At 59.7% G+C, this 23,454-nt stretch carries 23 protein-coding genes, 1 tRNA gene and 1 pseudogene; 7 read left to right on the top strand and 18 right to left on the bottom strand.

Going from position 1 to position 23,454, the window contains the following annotated elements; all coding sequences use genetic code 11:
* Window positions 1-2: 2 nt before the first annotated feature.
* The 4 genes and pseudogenes from rfbD to rfbB all read right to left on the bottom strand — a co-directional run bounded on the left by rfbD (window position 3) and on the right by rfbB (window position 3,355).
* A complete protein-coding gene (gene rfbD / locus LN139_RS20320; RefSeq protein ID WP_236356119.1) occupies window positions 3-863 on the bottom strand; it encodes a dTDP-4-dehydrorhamnose reductase in 861 nt (286 codons plus the stop codon).
* A pseudogene (rfbC, locus tag LN139_RS20315) lies at window positions 860-1,407 on the bottom strand (dTDP-4-dehydrorhamnose 3,5-epimerase). The gene rfbD and the pseudogene rfbC overlap by 4 nt, the downstream one beginning before the upstream one ends.
* Window positions 1,404-2,276, bottom strand: a complete 873-nt coding sequence (gene rfbA / locus LN139_RS20310) for a glucose-1-phosphate thymidylyltransferase RfbA (protein ID WP_236356114.1) — start codon at window positions 2,274-2,276, stop codon at window positions 1,404-1,406. The pseudogene rfbC and the gene rfbA overlap by 4 nt, the downstream one beginning before the upstream one ends.
* Window positions 2,273-3,355 (bottom strand): dTDP-glucose 4,6-dehydratase, encoded by a 1,083-nt coding sequence (rfbB, locus tag LN139_RS20305; protein ID WP_236356101.1) that lies wholly within the window; start codon window positions 3,353-3,355, stop codon window positions 2,273-2,275. The genes rfbA and rfbB overlap by 4 nt, the downstream gene beginning before the upstream one ends.
* A gap of 199 nt (window positions 3,356-3,554) precedes the next feature.
* On the opposite strand from rfbB, the gene LN139_RS20300 reads away from it, so the two are divergent.
* The 4 genes from LN139_RS20300 to LN139_RS20285 all read left to right on the top strand — a co-directional run bounded on the left by LN139_RS20300 (window position 3,555) and on the right by LN139_RS20285 (window position 9,489).
* Window positions 3,555-6,431, top strand: a complete 2,877-nt coding sequence (locus tag LN139_RS20300; protein ID WP_236356096.1) for an aminotransferase — start codon at window positions 3,555-3,557, stop codon at window positions 6,429-6,431.
* A gap of 130 nt (window positions 6,432-6,561) precedes the next feature.
* Window positions 6,562-7,656 carry an agmatine deiminase gene (aguA, locus tag LN139_RS20295; RefSeq protein WP_236356083.1) on the top strand — a complete coding sequence of 365 codons (1,095 nt, stop codon included), beginning with the start codon at window positions 6,562-6,564 and terminating at the stop codon, window positions 7,654-7,656.
* 154 nt (window positions 7,657-7,810) lie between these two features.
* Window positions 7,811-8,005 carry a hypothetical protein gene (locus tag LN139_RS20290; protein WP_236356068.1) on the top strand — a complete coding sequence of 65 codons (195 nt, stop codon included), beginning with the start codon at window positions 7,811-7,813 and terminating at the stop codon, window positions 8,003-8,005.
* A gap of 206 nt (window positions 8,006-8,211) precedes the next feature.
* A complete protein-coding gene (locus LN139_RS20285; RefSeq protein ID WP_236356062.1) occupies window positions 8,212-9,489 on the top strand; it encodes an OprD family porin in 1,278 nt (425 codons plus the stop codon).
* A gap of 67 nt (window positions 9,490-9,556) precedes the next feature.
* On the opposite strand, the gene LN139_RS20280 is transcribed toward LN139_RS20285, so the two are convergent.
* The 3 genes from LN139_RS20280 to LN139_RS20270 all read right to left on the bottom strand — a co-directional run bounded on the left by LN139_RS20280 (window position 9,557) and on the right by LN139_RS20270 (window position 11,604).
* Window positions 9,557-10,054 carry a DUF5384 family protein gene (locus LN139_RS20280; RefSeq protein ID WP_236356057.1) on the bottom strand — a complete coding sequence of 166 codons (498 nt, stop codon included), beginning with the start codon at window positions 10,052-10,054 and terminating at the stop codon, window positions 9,557-9,559.
* 8 nt (window positions 10,055-10,062) lie between these two features.
* Window positions 10,063-10,569: a hypothetical protein gene (locus LN139_RS20275; protein WP_236356052.1), complete on the bottom strand. Its 507-nt coding sequence runs from the start codon at window positions 10,567-10,569 to the stop codon at window positions 10,063-10,065.
* Window positions 10,570-11,433: 864 nt separating this feature from the next.
* Entirely contained in the window at window positions 11,434-11,604 is a 171-nt protein-coding gene (locus tag LN139_RS20270; protein ID WP_236356048.1) for a DUF1484 family protein, read from the bottom strand.
* A 459-nt stretch (window positions 11,605-12,063) separates the two neighbouring features.
* Between LN139_RS20270 and LN139_RS20265 the strand changes: the two genes are divergently transcribed.
* Window positions 12,064-12,345, top strand: coding sequence for a type II toxin-antitoxin system RelB/DinJ family antitoxin (locus tag LN139_RS20265; RefSeq protein ID WP_236356043.1), 282 nt, complete (start codon window positions 12,064-12,066; stop codon window positions 12,343-12,345).
* A gap of 708 nt (window positions 12,346-13,053) precedes the next feature.
* On the opposite strand, the gene LN139_RS20260 is transcribed toward LN139_RS20265, so the two are convergent.
* From LN139_RS20260 to LN139_RS20245, 4 genes are all read right to left on the bottom strand, one after another.
* Window positions 13,054-13,473 (bottom strand): hypothetical protein, encoded by a 420-nt coding sequence (locus tag LN139_RS20260; protein WP_236356041.1) that lies wholly within the window; start codon window positions 13,471-13,473, stop codon window positions 13,054-13,056.
* A gap of 4 nt (window positions 13,474-13,477) precedes the next feature.
* Entirely contained in the window at window positions 13,478-14,758 is a 1,281-nt protein-coding gene (locus LN139_RS20255) for an AAA family ATPase (protein ID WP_236356039.1), read from the bottom strand.
* 179 nt (window positions 14,759-14,937) lie between these two features.
* The gene (locus LN139_RS20250; protein ID WP_236356037.1) at window positions 14,938-15,444 is read right to left on the bottom strand and encodes an ImmA/IrrE family metallo-endopeptidase; all 507 of its coding nucleotides are present in this window, start codon (window positions 15,442-15,444) and stop codon (window positions 14,938-14,940) included.
* 559 nt (window positions 15,445-16,003) lie between these two features.
* Window positions 16,004-16,079, bottom strand: a tRNA-Thr gene (locus LN139_RS20245).
* Window positions 16,080-16,230: 151 nt separating this feature from the next.
* Between LN139_RS20245 and LN139_RS20240 the strand changes: the two genes are divergently transcribed.
* Window positions 16,231-16,854 carry a response regulator transcription factor gene (locus LN139_RS20240; protein WP_236356027.1) on the top strand — a complete coding sequence of 208 codons (624 nt, stop codon included), beginning with the start codon at window positions 16,231-16,233 and terminating at the stop codon, window positions 16,852-16,854.
* Between the two features lie 187 nt (window positions 16,855-17,041).
* Here the strand turns inward: LN139_RS20240 and LN139_RS20235 are convergent, their stop codons facing one another.
* The gene (locus LN139_RS20235) at window positions 17,042-18,256 is read right to left on the bottom strand and encodes a methyltransferase (RefSeq protein ID WP_236356023.1); all 1,215 of its coding nucleotides are present in this window, start codon (window positions 18,254-18,256) and stop codon (window positions 17,042-17,044) included.
* Window positions 18,256-18,999, bottom strand: a complete 744-nt coding sequence (locus LN139_RS20230) for a transporter substrate-binding domain-containing protein (protein ID WP_236356020.1) — start codon at window positions 18,997-18,999, stop codon at window positions 18,256-18,258. The genes LN139_RS20235 and LN139_RS20230 overlap by 1 nt, the downstream gene beginning before the upstream one ends.
* Before the next feature lie 427 nt (window positions 19,000-19,426).
* Between LN139_RS20230 and gabP the strand changes: the two genes are divergently transcribed.
* On the top strand, window positions 19,427-20,815 hold the full coding sequence (gene gabP / locus LN139_RS20225; protein ID WP_236356018.1) for a GABA permease: 1,389 nt from the start codon (window positions 19,427-19,429) through the stop codon (window positions 20,813-20,815).
* 58 nt (window positions 20,816-20,873) lie between these two features.
* Here gabP and LN139_RS20220 read toward each other — a convergent pair whose 3' ends face one another.
* From LN139_RS20220 to LN139_RS20200, 5 genes are all read right to left on the bottom strand, one after another.
* Window positions 20,874-21,203: a hypothetical protein gene (locus LN139_RS20220; protein WP_236356008.1), complete on the bottom strand. Its 330-nt coding sequence runs from the start codon at window positions 21,201-21,203 to the stop codon at window positions 20,874-20,876.
* A 212-nt stretch (window positions 21,204-21,415) separates the two neighbouring features.
* Entirely contained in the window at window positions 21,416-21,868 is a 453-nt protein-coding gene (locus tag LN139_RS20215; RefSeq protein ID WP_236356006.1) for a DUF3828 domain-containing protein, read from the bottom strand.
* A 24-nt stretch (window positions 21,869-21,892) separates the two neighbouring features.
* Window positions 21,893-22,342 (bottom strand): DUF3828 domain-containing protein, encoded by a 450-nt coding sequence (locus LN139_RS20210; RefSeq protein ID WP_236356005.1) that lies wholly within the window; start codon window positions 22,340-22,342, stop codon window positions 21,893-21,895.
* A gap of 10 nt (window positions 22,343-22,352) precedes the next feature.
* Window positions 22,353-22,751, bottom strand: coding sequence for a CHAP domain-containing protein (locus tag LN139_RS20205; protein WP_236356003.1), 399 nt, complete (start codon window positions 22,749-22,751; stop codon window positions 22,353-22,355).
* A gap of 75 nt (window positions 22,752-22,826) precedes the next feature.
* On the bottom strand, window positions 22,827-23,294 hold the full coding sequence (locus LN139_RS20200; RefSeq protein WP_236356001.1) for a hypothetical protein: 468 nt from the start codon (window positions 23,292-23,294) through the stop codon (window positions 22,827-22,829).
* Between the last annotated feature and the right edge of the window lie 160 nt (window positions 23,295-23,454).

Below are 23,454 nucleotides of genomic sequence, written 5' to 3'. Positions count from 1 at the left end.
CGTCAGGCCAGGCAGTGCAGCAGGGCGGAGTGCCACTCAGGCTGGCTCACGCCCCACTGTTGTTGCAGCAGGGTGCAATCGAGCCGGGAATTGGCTGGGCGCTTGGCGGGCGTTGGGTACTGCGCGGTATCGATCGGCAGCAACCGGGCACAAGGTTTGCCGGCCGCTTTGAGCTGCTCGCCGATCGCCTCGGCAAAGCCGAACCAGGAGGTGCTGCCGCTTGCGGTGAGGTGATAGGTGCCCCAGGCGCCGGCCTGGCCTGCCTGCCAACGCTCGATGAGCGCGGTGGTGCTTTCTGCGATGGTGCCGGCCCAGGTGGGCGCGCCGAACTGGTCGGCGACCACGCGCAGCTCTTCGCGCTCCTGCAACAGGCGCTGCATGGTCAGCAGAAAGTTGCGGCCGGTGAGCGAATACACCCAGCTGGTCCGCAGGATCAGATGCTCACCGCCCACAGCCGCGATCGCCTGCTCGCCAGCCAGCTTGCTGGCGCCGTATACACCCAATGGGCCGGTGGCGTCGCTCTCCACATAAGGCTCGGCTTTGGCGCCGTCGAACACGTAGTCGGTGGAGTAGTGAATCAACGGTGCGCCCAGGCGCGCGGCCTCTTCGGCGAGCACGCCGGGAGCGATGGCATTGATCGCCTGTGCCAGCGGCGCTTCGCTCTCGGCCTGGTCTACGGCGGTGTAGGCCGCCGGGTTGATGATCAGGGCCGGCGCGAGCTCACGCACCTGTGTGCGGATCGCCTGCGGGTCGGCGAGGTTCAGTTGCTGGCGACCCAGCGCGTGCACCTCGCCCAGGCCCGCCAGGCGCGCCTGCAAGGCAAGGGTGACTTGCCCCTGAGCGCCAGTGATGAGGATCTTCACGCAAAGGTCTCCGCCGCTTTGAACGGCGTGCCGTTCTGGTCCTTGGCCGACAGTTGCGGGGTGATATCGCCCAGCTCCCAGTCGATGGCCAGGTCCGGGTCGTTCCAGGCGATGCAGCGCTCGGCGGCGGGGGTGTAGTAGTCGGTGGTCTTGTAGAGGAACTCGGCATAGTCGCTCACCACCACGAAACCGTGGGCGAACCCCGGCGGCACCCACAACTGATGCTGGTTGGTGGCCGACAGCCGGGCGCTGACCCACTGGCCGAAGGTCGGCGAGCTACGGCGGATGTCCACCGCGATGTCGATCACCTCGCCAGCCACCACCCGCACCAGCTTGCCCTGCACGTTCTGCACCTGATAGTGCAGGCCGCGCAACACGCCTTTTTGCGAGCGGGAGTGGTTGTCCTGAACGAATTCGAGGGCATGCCCGGTGGCCTCTTCGAAGGCGCGGGCATTGAAGCTTTCGAAAAGAATCCACGATCATCGCCGAATACCCGGGGCTCGATCAGGAGCACATCTGGGATGGCCGTAGGGGTCACTTTCATCGGTCGTCTCTCACCAGGCTGAACAGGTATTGGCCGTAGCCAGTCTTGCCGAAAGCTTCGGCGCGGGCCAGCAGCTGATGCTGGTCGATCCAGCCCTGCTGGTAGGCGATCTCTTCGAGGCAGGCGACTTTCAGGCCCTGGCGGTGCTCGACCGTCTGCACGTACTGCGAGGCTTCCAGCAGGCTGTCGTGGGTGCCGGTGTCGAGCCAGGCAAAGCCGCGGCCGAAGCGCTCCACACGCAGGTCGCCACGGGCGAGGTAAGCGTTGTTGACGTCGGTGATTTCAAGCTCGCCGCGCGGTGAGGGCTTGACTGCCTTGGCAATCTCCACCACGTCGTTGTCGTAGAAGTACAGCCCTGTCACCGCGTAGCTGGACTTGGGCTCCTTGGGCTTCTCTTCAATCGACAGCGCTTTGCCGTTGGCGTCGTACTCCACCACGCCGAAACGCTGTGGGTCTTTGACCCAGTAGCCGAACACGGTAGCGCCGCTGGGGTGCGAAACCGCCCGTTTGAGCTGGTCGGAGAAGTGCTGGCCGTGGAAGATGTTGTCGCCCAGCACCAGGCATACCGAGTCGCTGCCGATGAACTCTTCACCGATCAGGAAGGCCTGGGCCAGGCCATCGGGCGAGGGCTGCTCGGCGTAGCTGATGCTTACGCCGAACTGGCTGCCGTCGCCCAGCAGGTTGCGGAATTGCGGCAAGTCGACGGGCGTGGAGATCACCAGAATCTCGCGGATGCCGGCCAGCATCAGCACCGAGATCGGGTAGTAGATCATCGGCTTGTCGTAGATCGGCAGCAGTTGCTTGGAAACGCCCAGGGTGATCGGGTGCAGCCGGGTGCCGGAACCGCCGGCCAGAATGATGCCTTTCATGCAATCAGATCCTTGTGTTCAGTGTTGCCCAGGCGTTCGCGCTGGTAGCTGCCGTCCTGTACGTGGCGGCACCATTCAAGGTTCGCCAGGTACCATTGCACGGTTTTGCGCAGGCCGGTTTCGAACGTTTCAGCCGGTACCCAGCCCAGGTCGTGCTTGATCTTGCTCGCATCTATAGCGTAGCGCTGGTCGTGGCCGGGGCGGTCCTTGACGAAGGTGATCAGGTCGGCGAAGTGGGCAACGCCTGCCGGGCGCTGGGGCGCCAGCTCTTCGAGCAGGGTGCAGATGCCACGTACCACCTCGATGTTCTGCTGCTCGTTGTGGCCGCCGATGTTGTAGGTTTCGCCGACCTTGCCACGGGTCGCCACTTCGACCAGCGCGCGGGCGTGGTCTTCGACGAACAGCCAGTCGCGCACCTGCTTGCCATCGCCGTACACCGGCAGCGGCTTGCCTTCCAGCGCATTGAGGATCACCAGCGGGATGAGCTTTTCCGGGAAGTGATAAGGGCCGTAGTTGTTCGAGCAATTGGTGACCACCACCGGTAGCCCGTAAGTGCGGTGCCAGGCGCGGACCAGGTGATCGGACGCAGCCTTGCTGGCGGAGTACGGGGAGCTGGGGGCGTAGGGCGTGGTTTCGGTGAACAGGTCATCCACGCCATGCAGGTCGCCGTACACTTCGTCGGTGGAAATATGGTGGAAGCGAAACGCCGAACGGCGCGCCTCGGGCAACTGGCTCCAGTAGCCTCGGGTGGCTTCGAGCAGCGCGTAGGTGCCGACCACGTTGGTCTGGATGAAGTCGCCCGGCCCATCGATGGAGCGGTCAACGTGCGACTCGGCCGCCAGGTGCATGATCACATCCGGCTCGAAGCGAGCCAGCAGCCTGGCTACGGTGGGCTGGTCGGCGATGTCGGCCTGCACGAACTCGTAACGGCTGTTGCTGGCGATCGGTTGCAGCGATTCGAGGTTGCCGGCGTAGGTGAGCTTGTCGAGGTTCAACACCTCATGCTCGGTGTTGGCGATCAGGTGGCGGACCACCGCCGAACCGATGAAGCCGGCGCCGCCGGTGACGAGAATTCTCATGTGTTGACTGTTCCTTGAGTCGAAGGGTGCAACGTGCGGGCTAGCTTGGAAGGATCGCGGGTTGGACGCAAGCTTGACGCGTGTAGCTGCGCCGCCTGCCGGGAAACTGACGTGCTACTTAACCTTTATAGGCAGGCCCTTGCGCGGCGCGAGCGGGCATGGCGTTATTGGCGCCTGAAAATCGCCGAGGCCTGCTCCCATGCTGATCGAATCGCTCACCCACCGTGCCAGCCTGCTCCCGCCCGACCTGAGCGCTGATGGCGCCATGGCGCTGCTGGAGGAGCATTACGGCCTGAGTGGGCAGCTCACGCCGTTGGGCAGCCAGCAGGATCGCAACTTCCTCCTGGAAACGCCGCAGGGCTGCTTTGTGCTCAAGGCCTGCCGGGATGACTACAGCCTGGCCGAGCTGCAAGCCCAGCACCAGGCCATGGCGCATCTCGCCGAGCACGGTTTGCCGGTGCCTCGCGTGATTGCCAGCCTGAACGGAGAAGGCATCATTCATGTTCAGGGGGCGTTCGTGCGCCTGCTCAGTTACCTGGACGGCCAGCCGCTCACCGACCGTGGCTGGTTCGGCGAAGCGCTGAACATACGCATGGGGCAGATGGCCGTGCGCATGAGCCTGGCGCTGGCCAGTTTCGAGCACCCCGGCCTTGCGCGCGCCTTGCAATGGGACCCGCGCCACGCGTGGGCAATGACCGAGCATTTGTTGCCAAGCCTGGCCGACACCGAGCTGCGTGAGCGAGCTGAAGCCTGCGCCAGGCAAGCCTGGGCGCGATTGCAACCTTTGGCCGATTCGCTGCCCCAACAGGCTGTTCACCTGGACCTGAGCGACGACAACAGTGTCTGGAAGCTGGATGAGCAGCGGGAGTGGGCGCTGCACGGGGTGATCGATTTCGGCGACCTGAGCCACACCTGGCGCGTGGCCGAGCTGGCTGTCACCTGCTCGGCGCTGCTGCATCACAGCGAGGGAGACCCGTTCGCCATCCTGCCGGCCGTCCGCGCGTGGCACGCCGAATGCCCGCTCACCCGCGGAGAGGCACAGGCGCTCTGGCCGATCATCGTCGGCCGCACGGTAGTCGTGGTGCTCAGCGGTGCGCGCCAGCTCGCCCTCGACCCTGGCAACACTTACGTGCAGGCCAACGCCGCGAATGAACTGGAGATGCTCGAAGCCGCCCAGACGTTGCCACTGGCGCTGATGGAGGCCGCGATTATCGAGGCCTGCGGTTTCGAGCTGGCGGCTACGCCGGTGTGCCCGGGGCAGTTGTTTGCCGAGCCAGTGGCTGGCGCTATGCGCAGCGTAGACCTGAGCGTGCTCAGCCCACATTTCGAGGCCGGCAACTGGGAGCAGCCAGGTATCGAAGCGGTGCTGCTCGCCGAGCACGCGCCGGCCAGCTCGCGCTACGGCGAGTACCGCCTGGCGCGCACGCTGGTGGACTGCCCGCACACCCCTGAAACCTTTGCCCTGCACGTAGACCTGATGCTGGCCGAGCCGGCTGAGGTGCGGGCGCCGTTCAGCGGCCATTGGCGTGAGCATCCCGAGGGCGGCGCGCAGCTGTGTGGCGAGCACCTGACTTTGCGCCTGTGGGGGCTGGCACCGATCGATGAAGGCCCGCTACAGGCTGGCGATGCACTGGGCACCCTGAGCGGCCCCGCGCGGGTGCAATTGCTGCGCGCAGGCCTTTGCAGCGCACCGCTGTTCTGCACCGCCGTGCGCGCTGCCGCGTGGCGCCAGCTGTGCCCATCGCCCGCCGCGCTGCTGGGCTGGGATTGCGACGCGCCCGCCTTCGAAGATGCACAAGCGCTGCTGGCTCGCCGCGACGCCAGCTTCGCCCGCTCGCAAAAGCATTATTACGCCGCTCCGCCGCGCATCGAGCGGGGCTGGCGCAACCACCTGATCGACCTGCAGGGCCGCTCCTACCTGGACATGCTCAACAACGTCGCCACGCTCGGCCACGGCCACCCGCGCATGGCCCAGGTGGCCGCCAGGCAGTGGTCGCTGCTCAACACCAATTCGCGCTTTCATTACGCGGCCATCGCCGAGTTCTCCGAACGCCTGCTCAAGTTGGCGCCAGCCGGCATGGACAGAGTGTTCATGGTCAACAGCGGCACCGAGGCGAACGATCTGGCCATCCGCCTGGCCTGGGCCTACAGCGGCGGGCGCGACATGCTCAGCGTGCTTGAGGCCTACCACGGCTGGTCGGTGGCAACCGACGCCATCTCCACCTCCATCGCCGACAACCCGCAAGCACTCAGCACGCGCCCGGGCTGGGTGCATCCGGTGATGGCGCCCAACACTTACCGTGGCGCCTATCGCGGCCCCGGCAGCACTGCCGATTACCTGCGCAGCGTCGATGAGGCTCTGGCCGCCATCGACCAGAGCGCAAGGCCGCTGGCGGGGTTCATCTGCGAGCCGGTCTATGGCAACGCCGGCGGCATCGCCTTGCCGCCGGGCTACCTTGAGGCGGTGTACGGCAAGGTCCGCGCGCGCGGCGGCGTGTGCATCGCCGATGAAGTGCAGGTGGGCTATGGCCGCCTTGGCGAACACTTCTGGGGCTTCGAAGAGCAGGGCGTGGTGCCCGACATCATCACCATGGCCAAAGGCATGGGCAACGGCCAGCCACTGGGGGTGGTGATCACCCGCCGCGAGATCGCCGAGGCGCTGGAGGCGCAGGGGTACTTCTTCTCCTCGGCTGGCGGCAGCCCGGTCAGCTGCCAGGTCGGCATGGCGGTGCTGGATGTAATGGAGGAGGAGGGGCTGTGGAACAATGCGCGTGAGACCGGCCGCTACTTCAAGGCACGCCTTGAGGCATTAGTGGAGCGCTTCCCGCTGGTGGGCGCCGCTCACGGCTCGGGCTTCTACCTGGGCCTTGAGCTGGTGCGGGATCGCGAGACGCTCGCGCCGGCCACCGAGGAAACCGCGCGCCTGTGCGACCGCCTTCGCGACTTGGGCATCTTCATGCAGCCGACCGGCGATCATTTGAACATTCTCAAGATCAAGCCGCCGATGAACACCACTCGGCAGAGCGTGGATTTCTTCGTGGACAGTGTGGCGCGGGTGCTGTCTGAGGGAATATGAGCCCAACCATTTGCCGACATTAATCGGTCAAAGTGCGCCTGGTGAAGAATGTTTTGGTTCTCTTGCCATTCATAAGCCGACTTCTATCCGGTATAAACCACGTTTACCCAATACCAGGAGCGCACACCGCATGGCTACTTTGACCACCACGCCACGGGCCGACGGCTTCCACATGCCCGCCGAATGGGCTCCGCATAGCCAGACCTGGATGGTATGGCCCGAGCGCCCGGACAACTGGCGCCTGGGTGGCAAGCCAGTGCAGGCGGCCCATGTAGCGCTGGCCAAGGCCATCGCGCGCTTCGAGCCGGTCACCGTGGCCGTGTCGGCCGCACAGTATGCCAATGCCCGCGCCCGCCTCGACGTGCCGAATATCCGCGTGGTCGAGATCAGCAATGACGACGCCTGGGTGCGCGACACCGGCCCCACCTTCGTCATCGATGGCAAAGGCCGGGTGCGTGGCGTGGATTGGGCTTTCAACGCCTGGGGCGGTTTCAATGGCGGCCTCTACAGCCCGTGGAACCGTGACGAGGAGCTGGCCGCCAAGGTGCTGGAGATCGAGCATTGCGACCGCTACCACACCCCTGGCTTCGTGCTCGAAGGTGGTTCGATCCATGTCGACGGCGAAGGCACAGTCATCACCACCGAAGAGTGCCTGCTCAACGCCAACCGCAACCCGCACCTGAACCGCGAGCAGATCGAGGCGGTGCTGCGCGATCACTTGGCCGTGGACACTGTCATCTGGCTGCCCGACGGCCTGTACAACGACGAAACCGACGGCCACGTCGACAACTTCTGCTGTTACGTACGCCCCGGCGAGGTGTTACTGGCCTGGACCGATGATCCCGAAGACCCCAACTACGCACGCTGCCAGGCGGCGATGAAGGTGCTCGAAAGCACCCCCGACGCCCGTGGGCGCACCTTGGTGGTGCACAAGATGCCGATTCCGGGGCCGCTGTATGCCACCGAAGAAGAATGTGCAGGCGTCGACCAGGCCGCCGGCAGCCAGGAGCGCAACCCCTCCGTGCGCTTGGCCGGCTCGTACGTAAACTTCCTGATCGTCAACGGCGGGATCATTGCTCCGAGCTTCGGCGACCCGCTGGACGCCACGGCCGAGGCGATCCTGCGCAAGATCTTCCCCGAGCACGAAGTGGTGATGGTGCCGGGCCGTGAGCTGTTGTTGGGTGGCGGCAACATCCACTGCCTCACTCAACAGCAGCCGAAATAACCGGTTCCGATTGCCTCTATCGCGCCAGATACGGGCAATCAGCTGGCACAGCTTTTGTATCGTTTTGTTCAGCAGGTTGGCCGCAGGCCCATGTCGCCAACCTGTCATAAACATTGGATAGCTTTAGCGCTCGTTGAAAACCGGGAGTGCCACCATGAACCCGACCCACGGCGCGGCGCAGCCTAAAAATGACCCTGTGTCCCTGCAAATGCTTGCCCTGTGGCTGCGTGCCAACGGCGGCCGGCAGATCCTCCATACCGACCCACGCAAGCTGATGAGCGAACGCTACCCACGCGGTTTGTTCAGCGATGCCGAGATGGAAGTGCTCGCGGGCGTGTTCAAGCCGTAAAGCACCTGTGGCAGGGAGCCACCCTCCTTTTAAGCCTTTTCTGAAGCTCGGCCCCTTCAATTGACACACCTGGACCTGCTGGCTAGCATGCCGCCGCGCGCCCGGAGCCAACCGTTGCCCCTTCTGCCCAAGCCCGCCCTGTTGCGGGCTTTTGCGTTTCTACGCGGGCCACGCGCGCCAGTCTGCCTGCCAACAAGGAAAAGAAAATGCTGAATTACCGTTTGGGCGCGCTCGCCCTGAGCGTTCTGGCCGCAAGCCAAGCCATGGCCAGTGACCAGTCCGACGCCAAGGGGTTCGTCGAAGACAGCCACCTGAACCTGCTGCTGCGCAACGCCTACATCAGCCGCGACTACGACCACAACCGCACCGACCGCGCCGAGTGGGGCCAGGGCTTCATCGCCAACTTCAGCTCCGGCTTCACCCAGGGCACCGTCGGCGTGGGCGTCGATGCCTTCGGCCTGTACGGGCTGCGCCTGGACGGCGGCAAGGGCCGCAGCGGCGCCGGTGGCATCGACTTCTTCAAGCGTGGCGACGACGGCACCGGTGCTGCCGCCAACGACCTGGCCCGCGCCGGCGCTGCGGTTAAATTCCGCGTCTCCAACACCGTGCTCAAATACGGCGACATGATGCCGACCCTGCCGGTGCTCAACCACGACGACTCGCGCCTGCTGCCCGAGAGCTTCACCGGCACCATGATCACCTCCAAGGAGATCAAGGGCCTGGAACTGAACGCCGGCCACTTCACCTCTGAAGCGCGCAAGAGCGCCGAAGGCCGTGACAGCGGTGATCTGAAGCAGATCGACGTACTCGGCGGCAAGTATCAGTTCACCGAAAGCCTCAGCGCCGCTCTCTACGCCTCCGACGTCGAAGACCGCCTCAAGCGCCAGTACCTGGGCGCCACCTACGTGCTGCCGCTGCAAGCCGACCAGTCGCTGACCTTCGACTTCAACGGCTACCGCACCCACCTGAACCAAGGCTTCGCCGACTCCATCGGCAGCGGCCAGGACAACAAGATCTGGAGCCTGGCAGCCACCTGGGCCTTCGGCCCGCACTCGCTGACCCTGGCTCACCAGCGCAGCACCGGTGATGCCGGCTACGTCTATGGCGGCTACCGCAGCGCCGGCTACGTGGGCGACGGCGGCAGCACCATCTACCTCGCCAACTCCTACTGGTCGGACTTCAACGCCGAAGACGAGCGCTCCTGGCAACTGGCCTACGGCCTGGACTTCAGCGCCTACGGCCTGCCGGGCCTGAGCTACCGCGTGGCCTACGTGCGTGGCGACAACATCCGCACCAACGACGGCGAAGGCAAAGAGCGCGAGATCTTCAACCAGCTGCAATACGTAGTGCAGAGCGGCCCGGCCAAAGACCTCAAGCTGAAACTGCGCGGCTCGTGGTTGCGCGTTTCGGACAACGCCAGTGCCTACAACGTCTCCGGCAACGAAGTGCGCGCATTCGTGGAATACCCGATCAGCATCTTCTGATCCTCTAACGAAAAGCGGCGGGGCAATGCCCGCCGCTCTTCGTGGCTGTTTCGGTAGTTCGAGTGCTTCAACTGCCGAACCAGCTCTTGGACTTGTTCACCTCGGCATCGCCCGTGCTTTCCATCAGCGACTTGGCACCGGTGCTGATATTGCGGTTGGCGTCCGCCTCCGACTGAATCACATCCGAGCGCGCTGCCTTCTCGCGCAACTCGGCATCGATGTAGTCATTGGTGCGTGCCGTACGCGCTTTCATCGCATCCAGCTTCAGCCGCCGCTCTTCCAGCGCCATGGCGCGCTCTTCATCCACGAACTTCTCGTCGCGGTTCTGCAGGCGCTTTTGTTCAGCTCGCTTCTGCTCGGCTATCGCTTCGCGCTTGCGTGCCGCGGCCTGTGCCTGCGCACGTTGCTGCGCCACTTCCGCGTCATACGCTCGCTTTTGCTCGGCCCGTCGCGCGTCCTCGGCCTGCTTCTGCTGCACTTCGATCTGCTGCAACTGATCGAACGGCCCGGCCAGCGCTGGCGAAGCGGCCAGCAACAAGGCCAACCCCAGGTATCGGCTCTTCATTGCGCACCTCAGCTTTTAGCGGGTTCCGGGCAAGTCGCATTGGGCTGAATACGTGTTTCATTGCGCATCGTCTTCACCATCAACGACACCTCACCCACCTTGAACTCGCACAACTTGCCCACCTGCGCCGAGGTATAGATCTTGCCGCCTTCGGCATAGCCGATCAGCACACCCGGCACCAGAGAAGTGGAATCCACCATCGACCCCGCCAACACCCCTGCGCCGCCACCCGCCACACCGCCGACGATCGCCGTATCCCGATTGTTCTGCGCCCCCAAGGCACCGCCTGCCACCAGGCCCAATGCACCGCCGACCAACTGCGCAGTTTGGCGATTGCGGGTGTTGTCCACTTTGATCCTGGTGGGCGAGACCGTAACGATCTTCACCGTCTTGGCCTCTTGCTGCGTGTTCACCTGCGCCGAATCGAACACATCGGCCTGGTACTCCTCACCGGTGGATTGGCAACCGGCAACGAACGCTGCCATGGCGAGCACGAGCGCACCTTGTTTGAACATGGGGGGTGATCCTTTTGAGTTATTGGAATGGGGCGCACGGGTATTGCCGGGAGTGCGCGAATTACGGGGTGGAATGGTAGCGGCGGGGTGGGGCGGATATAAGCGGGAGAGTTCTGAGTTATTGTTTTGAAGCGTTGCGAGCGTTGGGAAAAGTCTAATAATTCGAAAGCACGTTGCAATCGAATATCAGCCTGCTAGATGATCGCCGGTTTTGCCAAACCCTGCGCAGAGCACGAATCCCGCAAGCCCTCTACGACGTAGGAGCGCGGCTACGCCGCGCGACGCGCCGAACTCAGCTACACACCCCAACTCCACACTCTCTGCCTTGCATAAGTTGAAACCATGACCTCGGTCATCAACTGGCCTCCGCTTCATGAGGCATCTTCAAATAGCGGCGCAACAAAGGCCATAGCCGCACCTAGGTATCAATAAAGGAACATTCCCTGCCTGAGAAACTTCAGTGCAAAAGAAATCCGACCGAAATCTAATTTCGCATGAATGGAGAAAAACCATGGCATGGTATCGCGACACCTCAAACGTTCTAAGAACAGCTGACCAACGCAAGGGTGAGTACGAAAAAGTCTGGAAGCCCGGCAACACTCCAGAATACCCAGGGATCTACAAATGCCAGGTCTGCACTTGCGAAGACGTCATCAACCGTGAATGCACCTCGCCGCCCTGCAGTAACTGCGGGCACGGGTCCATGACATGGAAGTTGTTGGTTCGCGCGGCAGATGCCTGACAGCAGCGCCAGCCGGAGCACACAGGTGGCAGCCCCAGGCCGTCACCTGCGCGCTGTGCCTGATCACACCAAGCCGCGAAGCAACGTGTAGGAGCGAGGCTACGCCGCGCGACGCGCCATTCTCAGCCACACCGAAACCCATCCCGCAAACGCTCCAAGGCGCCTTCAAGCTTCTCCTGCAACGGCCCCAACAAGCACCGCACCTGCTCCGCGCTCATCTTCTGGTCGTGAGCGGCATCGAGCAACACCATCAATAGCGCCAGCGCATCGTCCACTTCCCCAATCTGAATCACTGCCCTTTCACGCTCACGAGTTTTTGGTATGTATCCTATATCACGCGTAGTCACAGCAACCTCCTGAAACCGCTATCACGGAATTTCATATCTGACGATTTTCTGCACGACTAGTCTGGCGGATTGAGTACATATTGGGTTGACGTCGGGTCGTCAGTTATTTCCCCACTCTAATCTACTGCCGGTGTTTGCGCAGTGGTACCCATCATGATAAGTAGTTTCCGGCTTTCTCTCCTCATAACGTTCATTGAATGTAAGAATTGTATCCTGGCCCAAGGACCAATAGGCTCTCAGATTTCTGAGCACTTTGTGCTAAGAGTTGCTTAGTGGTTAAGCTCGGTCATGCATGAAATAATGGCTTGTCGGCGATAATGGAGCTATTGAGCAAAATATAGAATCAATTAAAGTAAATGTCTCAAATGCATGGGCTTAGCTAAGGTGCTCGCATAGGGAGAAAAAATGAATAATCGCAAAGATAAAAATAATCTTGGCGAAGTCGAGGTGGTAAGGGTTACTGATATCTATGTGGACGAAATACAAGCTTGCGAAAATCAGGATTTAGCAAGTCGCATAATAGCTTTTTCAGCGCCAGTGGGTCAGGCATCGCAAAAAATAGCTGAGCAAGGGCGTCTAACTCTCAAGCCAATGCCGAAAACTGAGGATGACAAGGCCCTAATTGCAAAAGTTCGCAAACGGTTGGTAAGTTTACGGCGGCTGAAAATTTCGTTAGATGACTTGTAGGCGCGAGTTAAATATGTGGGCTTTCGAAGTGTCGTGTAAACCTAGTCATGCCTCATGCTCAGATTCCATGAAAAAAGCTTGCGACCAACTGCGAAGTCTACATATTGAAGAAAAACTATCTATAAGTTCCGTTTGAGTAATATAAGATTAAACTGCTAGCGGCGAGTTTGAATTCGAGACCAGTGGCAGCGATGTTTTGGGGTTGCCTCGATGCTTAAGTCAAGCTACTAGCACCAAACTGTCTAATAGGGTTACTCAAATGAACTTATACAAGCTGTCAGGTGTAAAAAAGCTCGATTTGTGCTTGACAGCCGATGCAATCTATAGGCATGGCGGATATGGTGCGTCACATTGTATTCAGCGTTAGATAGTACTGCGAGCCAGCCGACTGCGTTAGCCGTACGGTGAGATGCATATGGCGGCACCAAGAGCCTAACTAATTTATATATATTTGATTAATATAATTTTTATTGAATTATTCAAAAGGATTTATCTCTTCGAATATCCTTTTCCCGGGCGTTGATCAATGCATCGTAGCGAGAAAAAAGTGGACGTTTTAATAAAATTAGTCGACCTGCATGCGTTCTGTGCCGAAACGCTTAAGAGCAAGCTCATGAAGGTTGTTTATGCCACGTATGAGAGTAAACTAAAGGCAAGAAGAGGAGGACTTCATAAAACAACACCGAAATCTATCCCCTTACCTGCTTGTCACCTGATTAAGTTTTCAATATTTTCATCGTGGATCGTTTTACGTATTCTAAGCGTGACACCATGGCTTTTAGCTATTGATTTGGTTGCGCGCTGAATCTCAGTGGCGCTCATTGGTGACCGAGTACAGATTACGTATCCCCATTTTTTTGGTGGCGAGTCGCTAAGCTGCTCAACGGTTTTGCTTATCTGATCTACGGCATGCTCAACATCTGAACCTTTAAGTTCGATGTATATTTCAGTTTTTGTCTTTTCTTCCACAAGCATCCAATCGCACTTAATTCCGCTTTTTATGAGGCAGCCATCAACTTGGTGGCGCAATAATTTTTTCCTGTTTTGGTTATGGATTCTTAGTATTGATCTGTTTTCTTCGAACTTTTCAATGCTGTTGTTTGTGCTAATAGAGCAGGATGCAGTCATTTACTCAATCCTCTACTTGCGAAGCTTGTATTTCAAGTTCGATAAGTTTTTCGAATTTTTCGGAGAAATACTGAGAAACTACGTCTACTGCATCTGCTTGTATTAATTTTAATTCTTCATCGAGAATTGATTTTGTAGTGCCTTTGTCTACTATGTAAGCTGATATATGTTCAAATTCAATGGCTTGATCAGACGGAACCACTTCATTGATTGATGCCTTGTCTGCGTTGGGTTGTTTCGATGCGTTTGCGGCCTGAATTAGATTATTTATTGCCGTTAATATATACGGGCTGTGAGTTGTAATCGTGAATGTGCCTTGACGGTTGTGAGCGTTATATGCGCATGCTATTAAAGAAGCTACCTGTCCTTGGGCTATAGGGAATAGATGAGCTTCTGGTTCTTCGATTACAAAGCTTCTTCTGTAGACTGACGAGTTCGCAAAGGGCCAATTGGAAAGTACCATCGCCATTGGCAGAACTTCCTGTTGGCCAGAGCTAGAGTTTGAGACATTAACACGGCCGTGATCCGTGATAATCCAGTCTTGCCCTTTCTCACTTTGATAGCTTCCGCAGATAAGATCGTTGACAAGCTTGCTTACGCTTTTGGGACGTTGCGGATCAACGAAGTTACGAAAGCCTTTATCCCGGGTTTGTTCGTAAATTGCGCCAAATTCTTTTAGGAAATAATCAATTGGAATGCTGGTCGAGAGAAATGAAAAAACGTTTTTTTGTAAGTTGGCAAAAAAAGATCTGCCTGCTGGGATGTAGATAACTTGCTCGATTTTAGAGCCTCCAAATCTAGAAAGATTGGAAGCAATAAGTTCCCGCATTTCCCGATACACAGCATTTCTACGTCCTAGAACCGATCTTGCTTCACCGTCGTAAGGCTGAGAAAGTTTCTGATAGCATCTTCGAGCTGCAGATAGCGCTCTAGTTATTTCTTCTGTATATTTAATGCAAAGTTTGGATTTTGAGTTGTTCTTTTGGTGACTGATTTCTACTCCATACAGTGCACTGGTATAACTTATTTTAAAATCGCTTTTTTCCCAGGCGTAATTTGGAAATATGTTTTCGAATTTTCTTATAAGCTCTCTGTCGAACTCTCGTTTGCTTTTTTCTTCTACTACTGTTTCAAAAATGCCAAATGGCACTTCTTTACAGAAGTGAATGATCTTTGAGATTAGGCTCTTGCCTTTTGCTTGAGGTCCAATAAATATATTTATCTTATTAAGTTTTATTGACGCCCGTTTAATAGATATGAAATTTTCAATTTCAAGCAGTTCCATAAGCCTCTCCATGTGCACTCAAAAAAGCGATCTAGCTTAGCTCGGCTGAAGGCAGAATGCCATCCTGCCGGTGTCGCTTCAGGAGAGATGGCATGGAGATTGGGAGGGTGTGATAAGGGGACGGATTTTGCTGGCCGATTTAGGCTGCGAGAGCTTTCGTCGCGGCCATCAGGCTGCACTCAGAGCTTGAAAGCCCATGACGTTTGTAGGCACCGAGCGAGCAGCCGGATCGTCAGCCAATAGTAATGCTGCGTCGCCTCGGTATTCAGTACCGTTCGGAAGTAGGTTTCTACGCTACCTGCCTTCTCAAACCGTCCGGTCAGCCAGTCAGATGGCATGAGCAGCTCAGCCGCAAAGCGATTTGCCTCCGCCTCCATGCGCAGGTAGGAAGCGTCTGCTTGATGGGGGTTGAGGTGAGAAACGATGGTCCTGGTATGCCAAGGAATGACGATGTGCCCCAATTCGTGTGCGAGGGTGAATTTGCGGCGAGTTGGCGGGGCCGCGTCGTTGACCAGTATCCGGGGTTTTTCGGGCCGGCCTATCCCGATGGTGATGCCGTCAACGTCGTATGGGAGGTTGAGGTATTCGAGCTCGGCGTACTCGGCCGCCAATGCATCTAGATCGAACGGTGGTAATAAGTTGCGTAAGGCGAGCACACCACGTGCCATTTTCTCCTCTGGCACCATCAGATCTTGCCAGCGTTTCGCAACAGGCTTCCACTTTAGTCGCTTCTGCCACCGAGCCAGCCAAGGCTGCCATCGCGTAGCGGTCTTGGGCCAATTCCTGGTCAAGCGTCGTGCCACGTTTTCTAGTGGTCAAGACAAACGCCAATACCGAGGGGGTTGTCGCCCAGAGCTGGTACTCATCCCAACTCATGCCCAAGTACTCGTGCAGTTCCATATCTGCACCTTGGCGGCCCTCATGCCAGTCTTCGACAAAACGGTCGATTTCTTCCTCAAGCACGCTGCCTTCCAGGCATAGCTCAACAAACGCAACGCTCATGCCGCTGACTATAGAGGGTGTAGGCCTAGGTTTGCCGCCCATTGCGCCTTCCTTTTCACACCTGTCGCTGGCATCACTGCCGTGAAATGCGCGAGTCTACAGCAGCCGTTCCTCTGTGATTGGCAGCAAAACCGCCGATTTCGTATCACGATGTGGCTTTTCTAGCGGCAACAAAAAACCCGCCAATTTGGCGGGTTTCTGTTAGCCCCAACACGTTCGCAAGAACCGCATCGAGGCTGGATTTGGTGCCGGCACCAGGAGTCGAACCCGGGACCTACTGATTACAAGTCAGTTGCTCTACCAACTGAGCTATACCGGCAAGGGCGCTGATTATAACGTCTTCATCGCCGCTGTAAACCCCGTTATGCCTTCCCCGTAGCGCAACGGCCCACCCCCTTCCTTGACCCAGGTCAAAAACCCCGCCAGCCCACTGCGGCATGGTCCCCTGCTGCCAGACAAAAGGAACACCCATGAAGACTGCAGTAGTGATCGATGACCATCCATTCGTGCGTGCGATCGTGCGGGAATTGCTCTGCCAGGATGGCATCGAGGTTACGGCGGAGGCGGGGGATGGGATCGATGCGTTTGCGCCGATCAGGGAATTTTCACCGGACCTGTTGGTGCTGGACATCGACATGCCGCGTTTGGGCGGTTTTGAATTGATGGAGCGGTTGCCGGTGGAAACGCGGCCCAAAGTGTTGATGCTCAGTTCGTTTCCTGCGCAGTTCTATGCGGCGCGTTGTGTGAATGCCGGGGCCAGTGGGTATGTTTGCAAAGAAGGGGAGTTGGCTGATTTTTCCATGGCGGTGGCGGCGATCCGTTCCGGGTATGTGTACTTCCCGCAGGTGAGCCTGCTGCCGCAAGCCCTGAGCCAGAGCCATCACGACGAGGCCTCGTGCCTGGGGGCGCTGACAGCCAGGGAGTTTCAGATCTTTCGTTACTTGAGTTTGGGAATGAGTAACAAAGCCATCGGTGAGCTTCTTGAGATCAGCAGCAAGACGGTGAGCTCGCACAAGTCGCGTTTGCTGGCGAAGTTCAGGGTGGGTTCGGTGGTGGACTTGGCCTTGATTGCCGAGCGGCACAAGGTGGTGTGACTTAAGGTTATTCACAATTGCTCTAGCGGCGGGGCAAAAGTTCATAAAGGTATGTTCGCAGCAGCAAGTTGCCGGCTGGCGGGAGGTTGAGGGCAATAATCCGCAATTGGCAAGCCTTGGAAAAGCGCCGAAACGGAGCATTTCCAAGGTTGGTCCACACACCTTTCCACAGAGTTATCCACAGCTTTTAGCCAGGCAACTCGGCGAGCAGCATCAGGTTGCGAGGCGTCAGCTCGCGCGTGCAGAAAGTGCCGAGGGCCGCTTCGTATCCGTGCTCCTGCATATAAAGGGCGCGGTCCAGCGCTAGCCACAGCTCCAGCGGGCGGCGGAACAGGTTGCGGGGCAGTTCGAGATTGCGCACGTGAGCCAGGCGCTGCCAGCCGCGTGCCTCCAGCACGGCCCAGTCCGTACCCGGCAAGGCCAGGCCTTTGAGTGCTGCCATGGCCTGGCACCACTGCGGGAAGGGCTGGGCGAAGGCGGCGCTGGGCAGGGGTGGGGTAGGCAGGTACTGGTCGCTGCCCTGGGCTTCGCGCTGCCAGAGGTCGAAGGCCAGGCGCCAGGCCATCGACTGGTCGCGCTGGCGGCGTACGCGGGCGCCAGCAGTGACGGTTTCGCTGGCGGGCAGGCCGAGGTCGTCCTTGTCGAGCATCAGGCCCAGTGCGCGGGCAGGTTGTGACAGCGGGGTGTAATGGCTTGCCTGGATGCGGTTGTAGCAGCAAGGCGCGATGGCCAGCTGTTGCACGCCACGTTCAGTGGCGAGGGCCAGCAGGCGCACGTGGAGATCGCCGCAGGCGTGTAGCGCGACCGGAGTCATGCCGGGGCTGAGCTGCTGTTCGCAGGCGCTGGCGAGCACGTCTTGTTGAATGTGTTCGGCGGGCAGGCCAAGGCGCTGGCTCAAGGCCGTGCCACTGGCTATCAGGGCGGGGTCGTATTCCAGGCAAGTGAGCTGCTGGCCGGGCTGGGCCAGGCGGCGGCCGAGGTGGCCTTTGCCGGCGCACCAGTCCAGCCAGTGGCGAGGGGTATGGGCAAAGCTCAGGTGCTGGGCGAAAGCGTCGATCTGCTGCCATTTGCGCCCCGGCACATCCACGCTCAGCCGTGCGGCGGGCGGTGGCGCAGGTTGAACGGGCAGGGGGCCAATCTCGGCCAAGGCCTGGGCTTGCCGCGCCCACTCAGGGAGCGGCGCGGGTGCGGCGAGGGTACCGGGCGTGTGGTGTGCCGCTTCGGCGTGCTCCAGGCTTTGCTCGCGCAGCCAGGTTGCGAGCGCTGGCCATTGCTGTTCCCAAGGGCACTGCAGCAGAGTGAACGGGCGCGGCCGCCAGATGCCCTGGTGCTCCAGCAAGAAGGCGCCGAGCGCGTCGAAGCGCTGGCGCAAGGCAGCGCCGCGCAGTGCCTCGGCGGCCATCAGCGGATGCTGAAGGGGAAGTACTTGTCGTTCAGGCGCTTGAAGGTGCCGTCGGCGATCACGTCCTTGAGCGCAAGGTTCAGGCGCGCGCGTAGTGGGTCGTTCAGGCGCACGGCCATACCGATCTGGTCGCTGTTCTCCACCGGGTCGCCTTTGAGCGAGAAGCCTTTGCCGGCGTCAGTACGCAGCCATTCGTAGGTGGCGTACTTGTCGGTGAGCACGGCATCGATCTGGCCGGTGGCCAGGGCGTTGTAGAGCTGGTCCTGATCTTCGAACAGTTGCACGTCAGCCACCTGAGAAGCGTTGGCTTCGAGCCAGGCCGAGGACAAGGTGTCGTGCTGCGCGCCCACATGCTTGCCCATCAGCGTGGCCGGGTCGTTGGTTACGTCGGAGGCGTCCGGTGCCACGAACTGCAGGCGGTTGATGTAGTAGGGGTCGGTGAAATCAGCGATTTCCTTGCGCTCGGGGGTGATCGACATCGACGACATGACGAAATCGAACTGGTTGTCGGTGAGTGCCGGTAACAGTTGGTCCGAAGGCGTGGTAACGATTTCGCACTCCACCTTCATCTTGGCGCACAGCGCGGCGCCCAGGTCTGCGTCGAAACCCACCACCTGGCCGCTGGCGTCGACGTTATTGAACGGTGGGTGGCTACCGTCGATACCCATGCGCAATTTTTCCGCAGCCTGTGCCGAGCCCGCTGCCAGCAAGGCAGCCAGGCAAAACGTGATCATTCTGTACATCGTGGGCTCCGCAAAGCAGTCGGGAAATTACAAACTTGGACACTCATTAGTGCAAAAACATCACGCGCGGCAAATAAATAGCCCGGCCTACCTTAAAGGTTGCACCTGTAACCCTCTAGTACTTTGGTAGTAAATGAGGGGCGGTTGCGCTGCCGGTTGCACCCGTTTGGCACCGGGGTGTTACCTTTGCCTCGATTTGGTGCGATCATGCGCGCGTTTTGGGAATTCTGGTAATGGACAATTCCCTATTACGAAGATTGCCGAGCTTCTAGACCCGGCTGGAGGGCGCGAAATTCGCGCTTTGCGAAACATTTTGTAATTCTTGGCGCAGTTCTTGCGTAAAGTATTTGCAACGGCGTGTTGTTTTCTTTTTACGAAAACGATGTAAGGTGCCGGACGTTCGCTATTTCCTCCTGAAGGTAGTTCTATGAGCAACACGACTAACAATGGCTTGGCACAGGGGCTCAAGCAGCGCCATGTGACCATGCTCTCCATCGCCGGGGTCATCGGCGCGGGTCTGTTCATCGGTTCGGGCAAAGCCATCGCTTCCGCAGGCCCTGCGGTTCTGCTGGCGTACGCTGCCGCGGGCGCGCTGGTGGTTCTGGTCATGCGCATGCTGGGTGAGATGGCTGTCGCGCAACCGGATACCGGGTCCTTCTCCACTTACGCTGACCGCGCTATCGGCCATTGGGCCGGCTTCACCATCGGCTGGCTGTACTGGTGGTTCTGGGTGCTGGTGATTCCACTGGAAGCCAACGCCGCTGCTGCAATTCTCAATTCCTGGTTCCCTGCGATCGACATCTGGGCCTACACCCTGGTGATCACCATCGCGCTGACCATCACCAACCTGTTCAGTGTGAAGAACTACGGCGAGTTCGAGTTCTGGTTCGCGCTGATCAAGGTATTGGCGATCATCGCTTTCATCGTGGTTGGCCTGGTGGCCATGTTCGGCTGGTTCCCGGGTAGCCAGGTGTCGGGCGTCAAGCACCTCACCGACACTGTTGGCTTCATGCCCAACGGCCTGGGCGCGGTTGTCGCAGCGATGCTGACCACCATGTTCTCTTTCATGGGTACCGAGATCGTTACCATCGCTGCGTCGGAATCCCGCGAGCCTGGCAAGCAGATCTCCAAGGCCACCAACTCGGTGATCGGCCGTATCTTCCTGTTCTACCTCGTGTCGATCTTCCTGGTCGTCGCGCTGGTGCCATGGAACGACCCGATTTTGCCAAAAATCGGTTCGTACCAGGCCGTGCTCGACCTGATCGGCATTCCGCACGCCAAGCTGATCGTCGACATCGTCGTGCTGGTCGCGGTGACCAGCTGCCTGAACTCGGCGCTGTATACCTCTTCGCGCATGCTGTTCTCGCTGGGCAAACGTGGCGATGCTCCGGCAGCTTCCCAGCGCACCACCCGCGCTGGCACGCCGCACATCGCTGCGCCGATGTCGACCGCCGCTGCGTTCCTGGCGGTGTTCGCCAACTACGTCGCGCCGGCTGCCGTGTTCGACTTCCTGCTGGCCAGCTCCGGCGCCATCGCGCTGCTGGTGTACCTGGTGATCGCCTTCTCGCAGCTGCGCATGCGCCGTGCTGCCGAGGCCAAGGGCGAGAAGCTGGAGTTCAAGATGTGGCTGTTCCCAGGCCTGACCTACGCTGTGATCCTGTTCATCATCGCCATCCTCACCGTGATGGCGCTGCGTGAAGATCACCGCTACGAGATCGTCGCTACCGCCATTCTCACCGTTGCCGTGGTGATCGCCGGCCTGATCGTCGACCGCCGCAAGAAAGGCACCGCCGGCTCCGTCGCGCGCACTGCCTAAGCCGCAAGGCCACTGAAAAGGCCGCTGCCCTCACAGGCAGCGGCCTTTTCGTTTGTGCTTACCAGGGGCGGTACCAGCCCGGAGGGGGCGGTGGCGGGCCTGGCTGGTAATACACCACCCGTGGCGGCGGCGGAGGCGGCGGTGCGTAGTACACCGGGCGTGCCTCGTAGTAATAGCGCGGCTGCGGTTGTGGCTCGTAATAGCGCTCGCGGTAGTGGTGGTGGCCACCGCCGCCGTCCATGGAGCCTGCGATGATCGCCCCGACTGCCACACCGGCCAAGGCTGGGACGATGACGTCACTGGGCCGGGCTGAGGCGCTGGTGGATGCGACGCTCGCACCGATCAGGCACCCCGACAGCAGCAGGATCTTTGTCATCTTCGAAAACATGTCGTTCTCCATCGGCGAAAACCGTTCGCCGTGGGTGTATGAAACGACATCCGTTTGTAAGGCGGGGTCTGGGTTGGGTAAAGAATGCGTAAAGCGAGGCGGTGGTGCAGGGAAGGCCTCGTCGCCCGGCTAGCCGGCCTCCCACTGGGTACAAGGTTGTGCCTTGAGAATCGAGTGGAAGGGCGGTTTACCGCGCGACGTGCGTACTGAGGTCAGTCCGCGTCAGTCCCATTCCCATCGACCTTGCTGATCCGCCAGCCATCGGCGCCCTTGGTCAGCTCTACGGTCAGGTCGATGCTCTCGGCAGGGTCATTGCCCAACACCACATCCTCGGTAACGGTATTGCCCTTGCTGGCCTGCTCGGTCACCTTCACGTGGCCCACCCAGCTTTCTTCGTAGTCCGGGCCCTTGAGGAAATAGTCCTCATCCAGCCCACTGTCGCTGCTGGCCTGCTTGTTCAGGTCGGCAAGCAGGCTGTCGGCCACGTACTTCTTCATGTCCGCAGGCTTGTCGGTCAGCGGGTTCACGCTACCGTCGCCAGCCAGGGTCTTGAGGTACCAGGCGTAGAAGCGCTCGGTGGTCTGCTTGGCGCTGGGCGCGGTGTCAGCCCAGGCCAGGCTCTGCTGCAGGCAGAGCGCGGCGAACAATGCGATGAAACGTGCCATGGGTGTGTTCTCGACAGTAAATGCTCAGTCCTGAGCTTCGGTGGCTACGCCGTCGACCTTGCTGATGCGCCAGCCGCTTGCACCCTTGGTGAGCTGAACGCTCAGGGCATTGGCGTTTTCCTGGGTGGTGCCGAGCACCACGCTTTCAGTGGCGACATTGCCCTTGACCGACTGCTCGGTCACCTTGATGTTCTTCAGCCAGCTGTCGTCATAGTCCTGGGACTTGGTGAAGTAGTCCTCTTCCAGGCCTTCGTCGCTGTCCATCTGCTTGCGCAGGTCGGCAAGCAGGGTGTCGGCAACGTAGGTCTTCATCTTGTCGAGGTCGTCCTGCAACGGCGCCTCGTCCTTGCTGAAGGCCTCCAGGTACCAGGCATAGAAGGAGCGGGTTGTTTGCTGCGCCGTGGGCGAAGTATCCGCCATGGCCAGGCTGGTTTGCAGGCAGAACAGCATGAGCAGAGCGAATAGCTTTTTCATCGATAGGACCTTACGGAGCCGCGCAGGCGTATGCGTAGCGGTAGACGGTAAAGGGCGGGTGGTGTTTGCGGTACGACTGCCCCGGGTACATGGTGCGCTGGCGGAAGTCTGAAATCCAGATCTTGCCGTTGTACATGGTCATGTGGCCGTGCGGGTGGCCGGGAATGGGCTGGATGATCGCGACGTCGCCGGCCTTGAGCGGAGTCTGCTCGCCTTTTTCGTTCTTCAGCTCGATGGGCTGAAAGCCCACCAGGAACAGCGAGCGGCCGTAGTCCTTGGCGGACTGGTGCCGCGCCAGCGTTACGCCACCGGCTTCAACGGCCTTGCGGGTGAACTCCGCACAGCGGCCAAGGCTATGGCCGGTCGCGTGGGTGTTGAGGTAATCCACAGCACGATTAGCGTTCCACATTCCTTCGTTCTTCCATGAGGCGGGGGATATGCGGTGCATTCTATCGGCGAGAGTTTGTCATCGCCAGATACAAAATCATTGCGCCGAACTGTTGCGCGCCACGATGGCTTCTGAAGCCGCTACGTAGTCCTGCTGGAAGGCTTCGCTTTCGATCCAGGCTACAGCGGTGTCTTCATCGCACTTGTCGCGCCAGATCTTGTAGCTGAGCAGGCTGCCGAAGATGAAGTCGGTAAGCGGCTCCTCATCCCAGAACTGCGCCAGGCGCACCATCGGCTTGCTCTGCAGGAAGGCTTCGCACATGGCCTGCTGGCTCTGCTTGTGAGCCTCGGCCAGTTGCTGGAAGAGCTCGTCCAGCTCGCCGCTGTCTTCCATGGCATCAAGCAGCAGGTCTGGGGTGACGTCGCCATGCTCGTTCATGGGGTTGTCGGATGCCTGAGCGGCGAACGGATCGCGGCGCGGTTCGTTGTTGCGGGCGATGCGCTTTTCCTTGGCCTTGGCCGAGGCGCGGGCTTTTTGTTTCTGCTGCTTGCGTGCGGAGGACATGGCAGTTTCCTGAGCGTTGGAGCGGTACAAAGCAAAACCCCCAATACCTTGCGATATCGGGGGCCGGAAGAGGGTTGGCCGGGGACGGAATAAAACCGCCGGCGCGAGCTGCTTCGCCGTGAACCTGACAGGTGTCACAAAGCCAGCCGAGGGCAGAGTT

The sequence above is a fragment of the Pseudomonas sp. KNUC1026 genome (assembly GCF_021650705.1).
In the GTDB taxonomy this organism is placed as follows: domain Bacteria; phylum Pseudomonadota; class Gammaproteobacteria; order Pseudomonadales; family Pseudomonadaceae; genus Aquipseudomonas.
The sequence above is the reverse complement of the archived record's forward strand: the minus strand, read 5'-3'. Positions and strand labels throughout refer to the sequence as shown.

Excerpts from the sequence above, each read along its gene's own strand:
- LN139_RS20200 (WP_236356001.1), bottom strand. The coding sequence starts at position 23,294 with ATGTCCTCCGCACGCAAGCAGCAGAAACAAAAAGCCCGCGCCTCGGCC.
- LN139_RS20235 (WP_236356023.1), bottom strand. The coding sequence starts at position 18,256 with ATGGCCGCCGAGGCACTGCGCGGCGCTGCCTTGCGCCAGCGCTTCGAC.
- gabP (WP_236356018.1), top strand. The coding sequence starts at position 19,427 with ATGAGCAACACGACTAACAATGGCTTGGCACAGGGGCTCAAGCAGCGC.
- LN139_RS20255 (WP_236356039.1), bottom strand. The coding sequence starts at position 14,758 with ATGGAACTGCTTGAAATTGAAAATTTCATATCTATTAAACGGGCGTCA.
- LN139_RS20230 (WP_236356020.1), bottom strand. The coding sequence starts at position 18,999 with ATGTACAGAATGATCACGTTTTGCCTGGCTGCCTTGCTGGCAGCGGGC.
- LN139_RS20240 (WP_236356027.1), top strand. The coding sequence starts at position 16,231 with ATGAAGACTGCAGTAGTGATCGATGACCATCCATTCGTGCGTGCGATC.
- LN139_RS20280 (WP_236356057.1), bottom strand. The coding sequence starts at position 10,054 with ATGAAGAGCCGATACCTGGGGTTGGCCTTGTTGCTGGCCGCTTCGCCA.
- LN139_RS20290 (WP_236356068.1), top strand. The coding sequence starts at position 7,811 with ATGAACCCGACCCACGGCGCGGCGCAGCCTAAAAATGACCCTGTGTCC.
- LN139_RS20275 (WP_236356052.1), bottom strand. The coding sequence starts at position 10,569 with ATGTTCAAACAAGGTGCGCTCGTGCTCGCCATGGCAGCGTTCGTTGCC.
- LN139_RS20205 (WP_236356003.1), bottom strand. The coding sequence starts at position 22,751 with ATGTGGAACGCTAATCGTGCTGTGGATTACCTCAACACCCACGCGACC.
- LN139_RS20250 (WP_236356037.1), bottom strand. The coding sequence starts at position 15,444 with ATGGTGCCAGAGGAGAAAATGGCACGTGGTGTGCTCGCCTTACGCAAC.
- rfbA (WP_236356114.1), bottom strand. The coding sequence starts at position 2,276 with ATGAAAGGCATCATTCTGGCCGGCGGTTCCGGCACCCGGCTGCACCCG.
- LN139_RS20215 (WP_236356006.1), bottom strand. The coding sequence starts at position 21,868 with ATGGCACGTTTCATCGCATTGTTCGCCGCGCTCTGCCTGCAGCAGAGC.
- LN139_RS20210 (WP_236356005.1), bottom strand. The coding sequence starts at position 22,342 with ATGAAAAAGCTATTCGCTCTGCTCATGCTGTTCTGCCTGCAAACCAGC.
- rfbB (WP_236356101.1), bottom strand. The coding sequence starts at position 3,355 with ATGAGAATTCTCGTCACCGGCGGCGCCGGCTTCATCGGTTCGGCGGTG.
- LN139_RS20265 (WP_236356043.1), top strand. The coding sequence starts at position 12,064 with ATGAATAATCGCAAAGATAAAAATAATCTTGGCGAAGTCGAGGTGGTA.
- LN139_RS20285 (WP_236356062.1), top strand. The coding sequence starts at position 8,212 with ATGCTGAATTACCGTTTGGGCGCGCTCGCCCTGAGCGTTCTGGCCGCA.
- LN139_RS20300 (WP_236356096.1), top strand. The coding sequence starts at position 3,555 with ATGCTGATCGAATCGCTCACCCACCGTGCCAGCCTGCTCCCGCCCGAC.
- LN139_RS20220 (WP_236356008.1), bottom strand. The coding sequence starts at position 21,203 with ATGTTTTCGAAGATGACAAAGATCCTGCTGCTGTCGGGGTGCCTGATC.
- LN139_RS20260 (WP_236356041.1), bottom strand. The coding sequence starts at position 13,473 with ATGACTGCATCCTGCTCTATTAGCACAAACAACAGCATTGAAAAGTTC.
- aguA (WP_236356083.1), top strand. The coding sequence starts at position 6,562 with ATGGCTACTTTGACCACCACGCCACGGGCCGACGGCTTCCACATGCCC.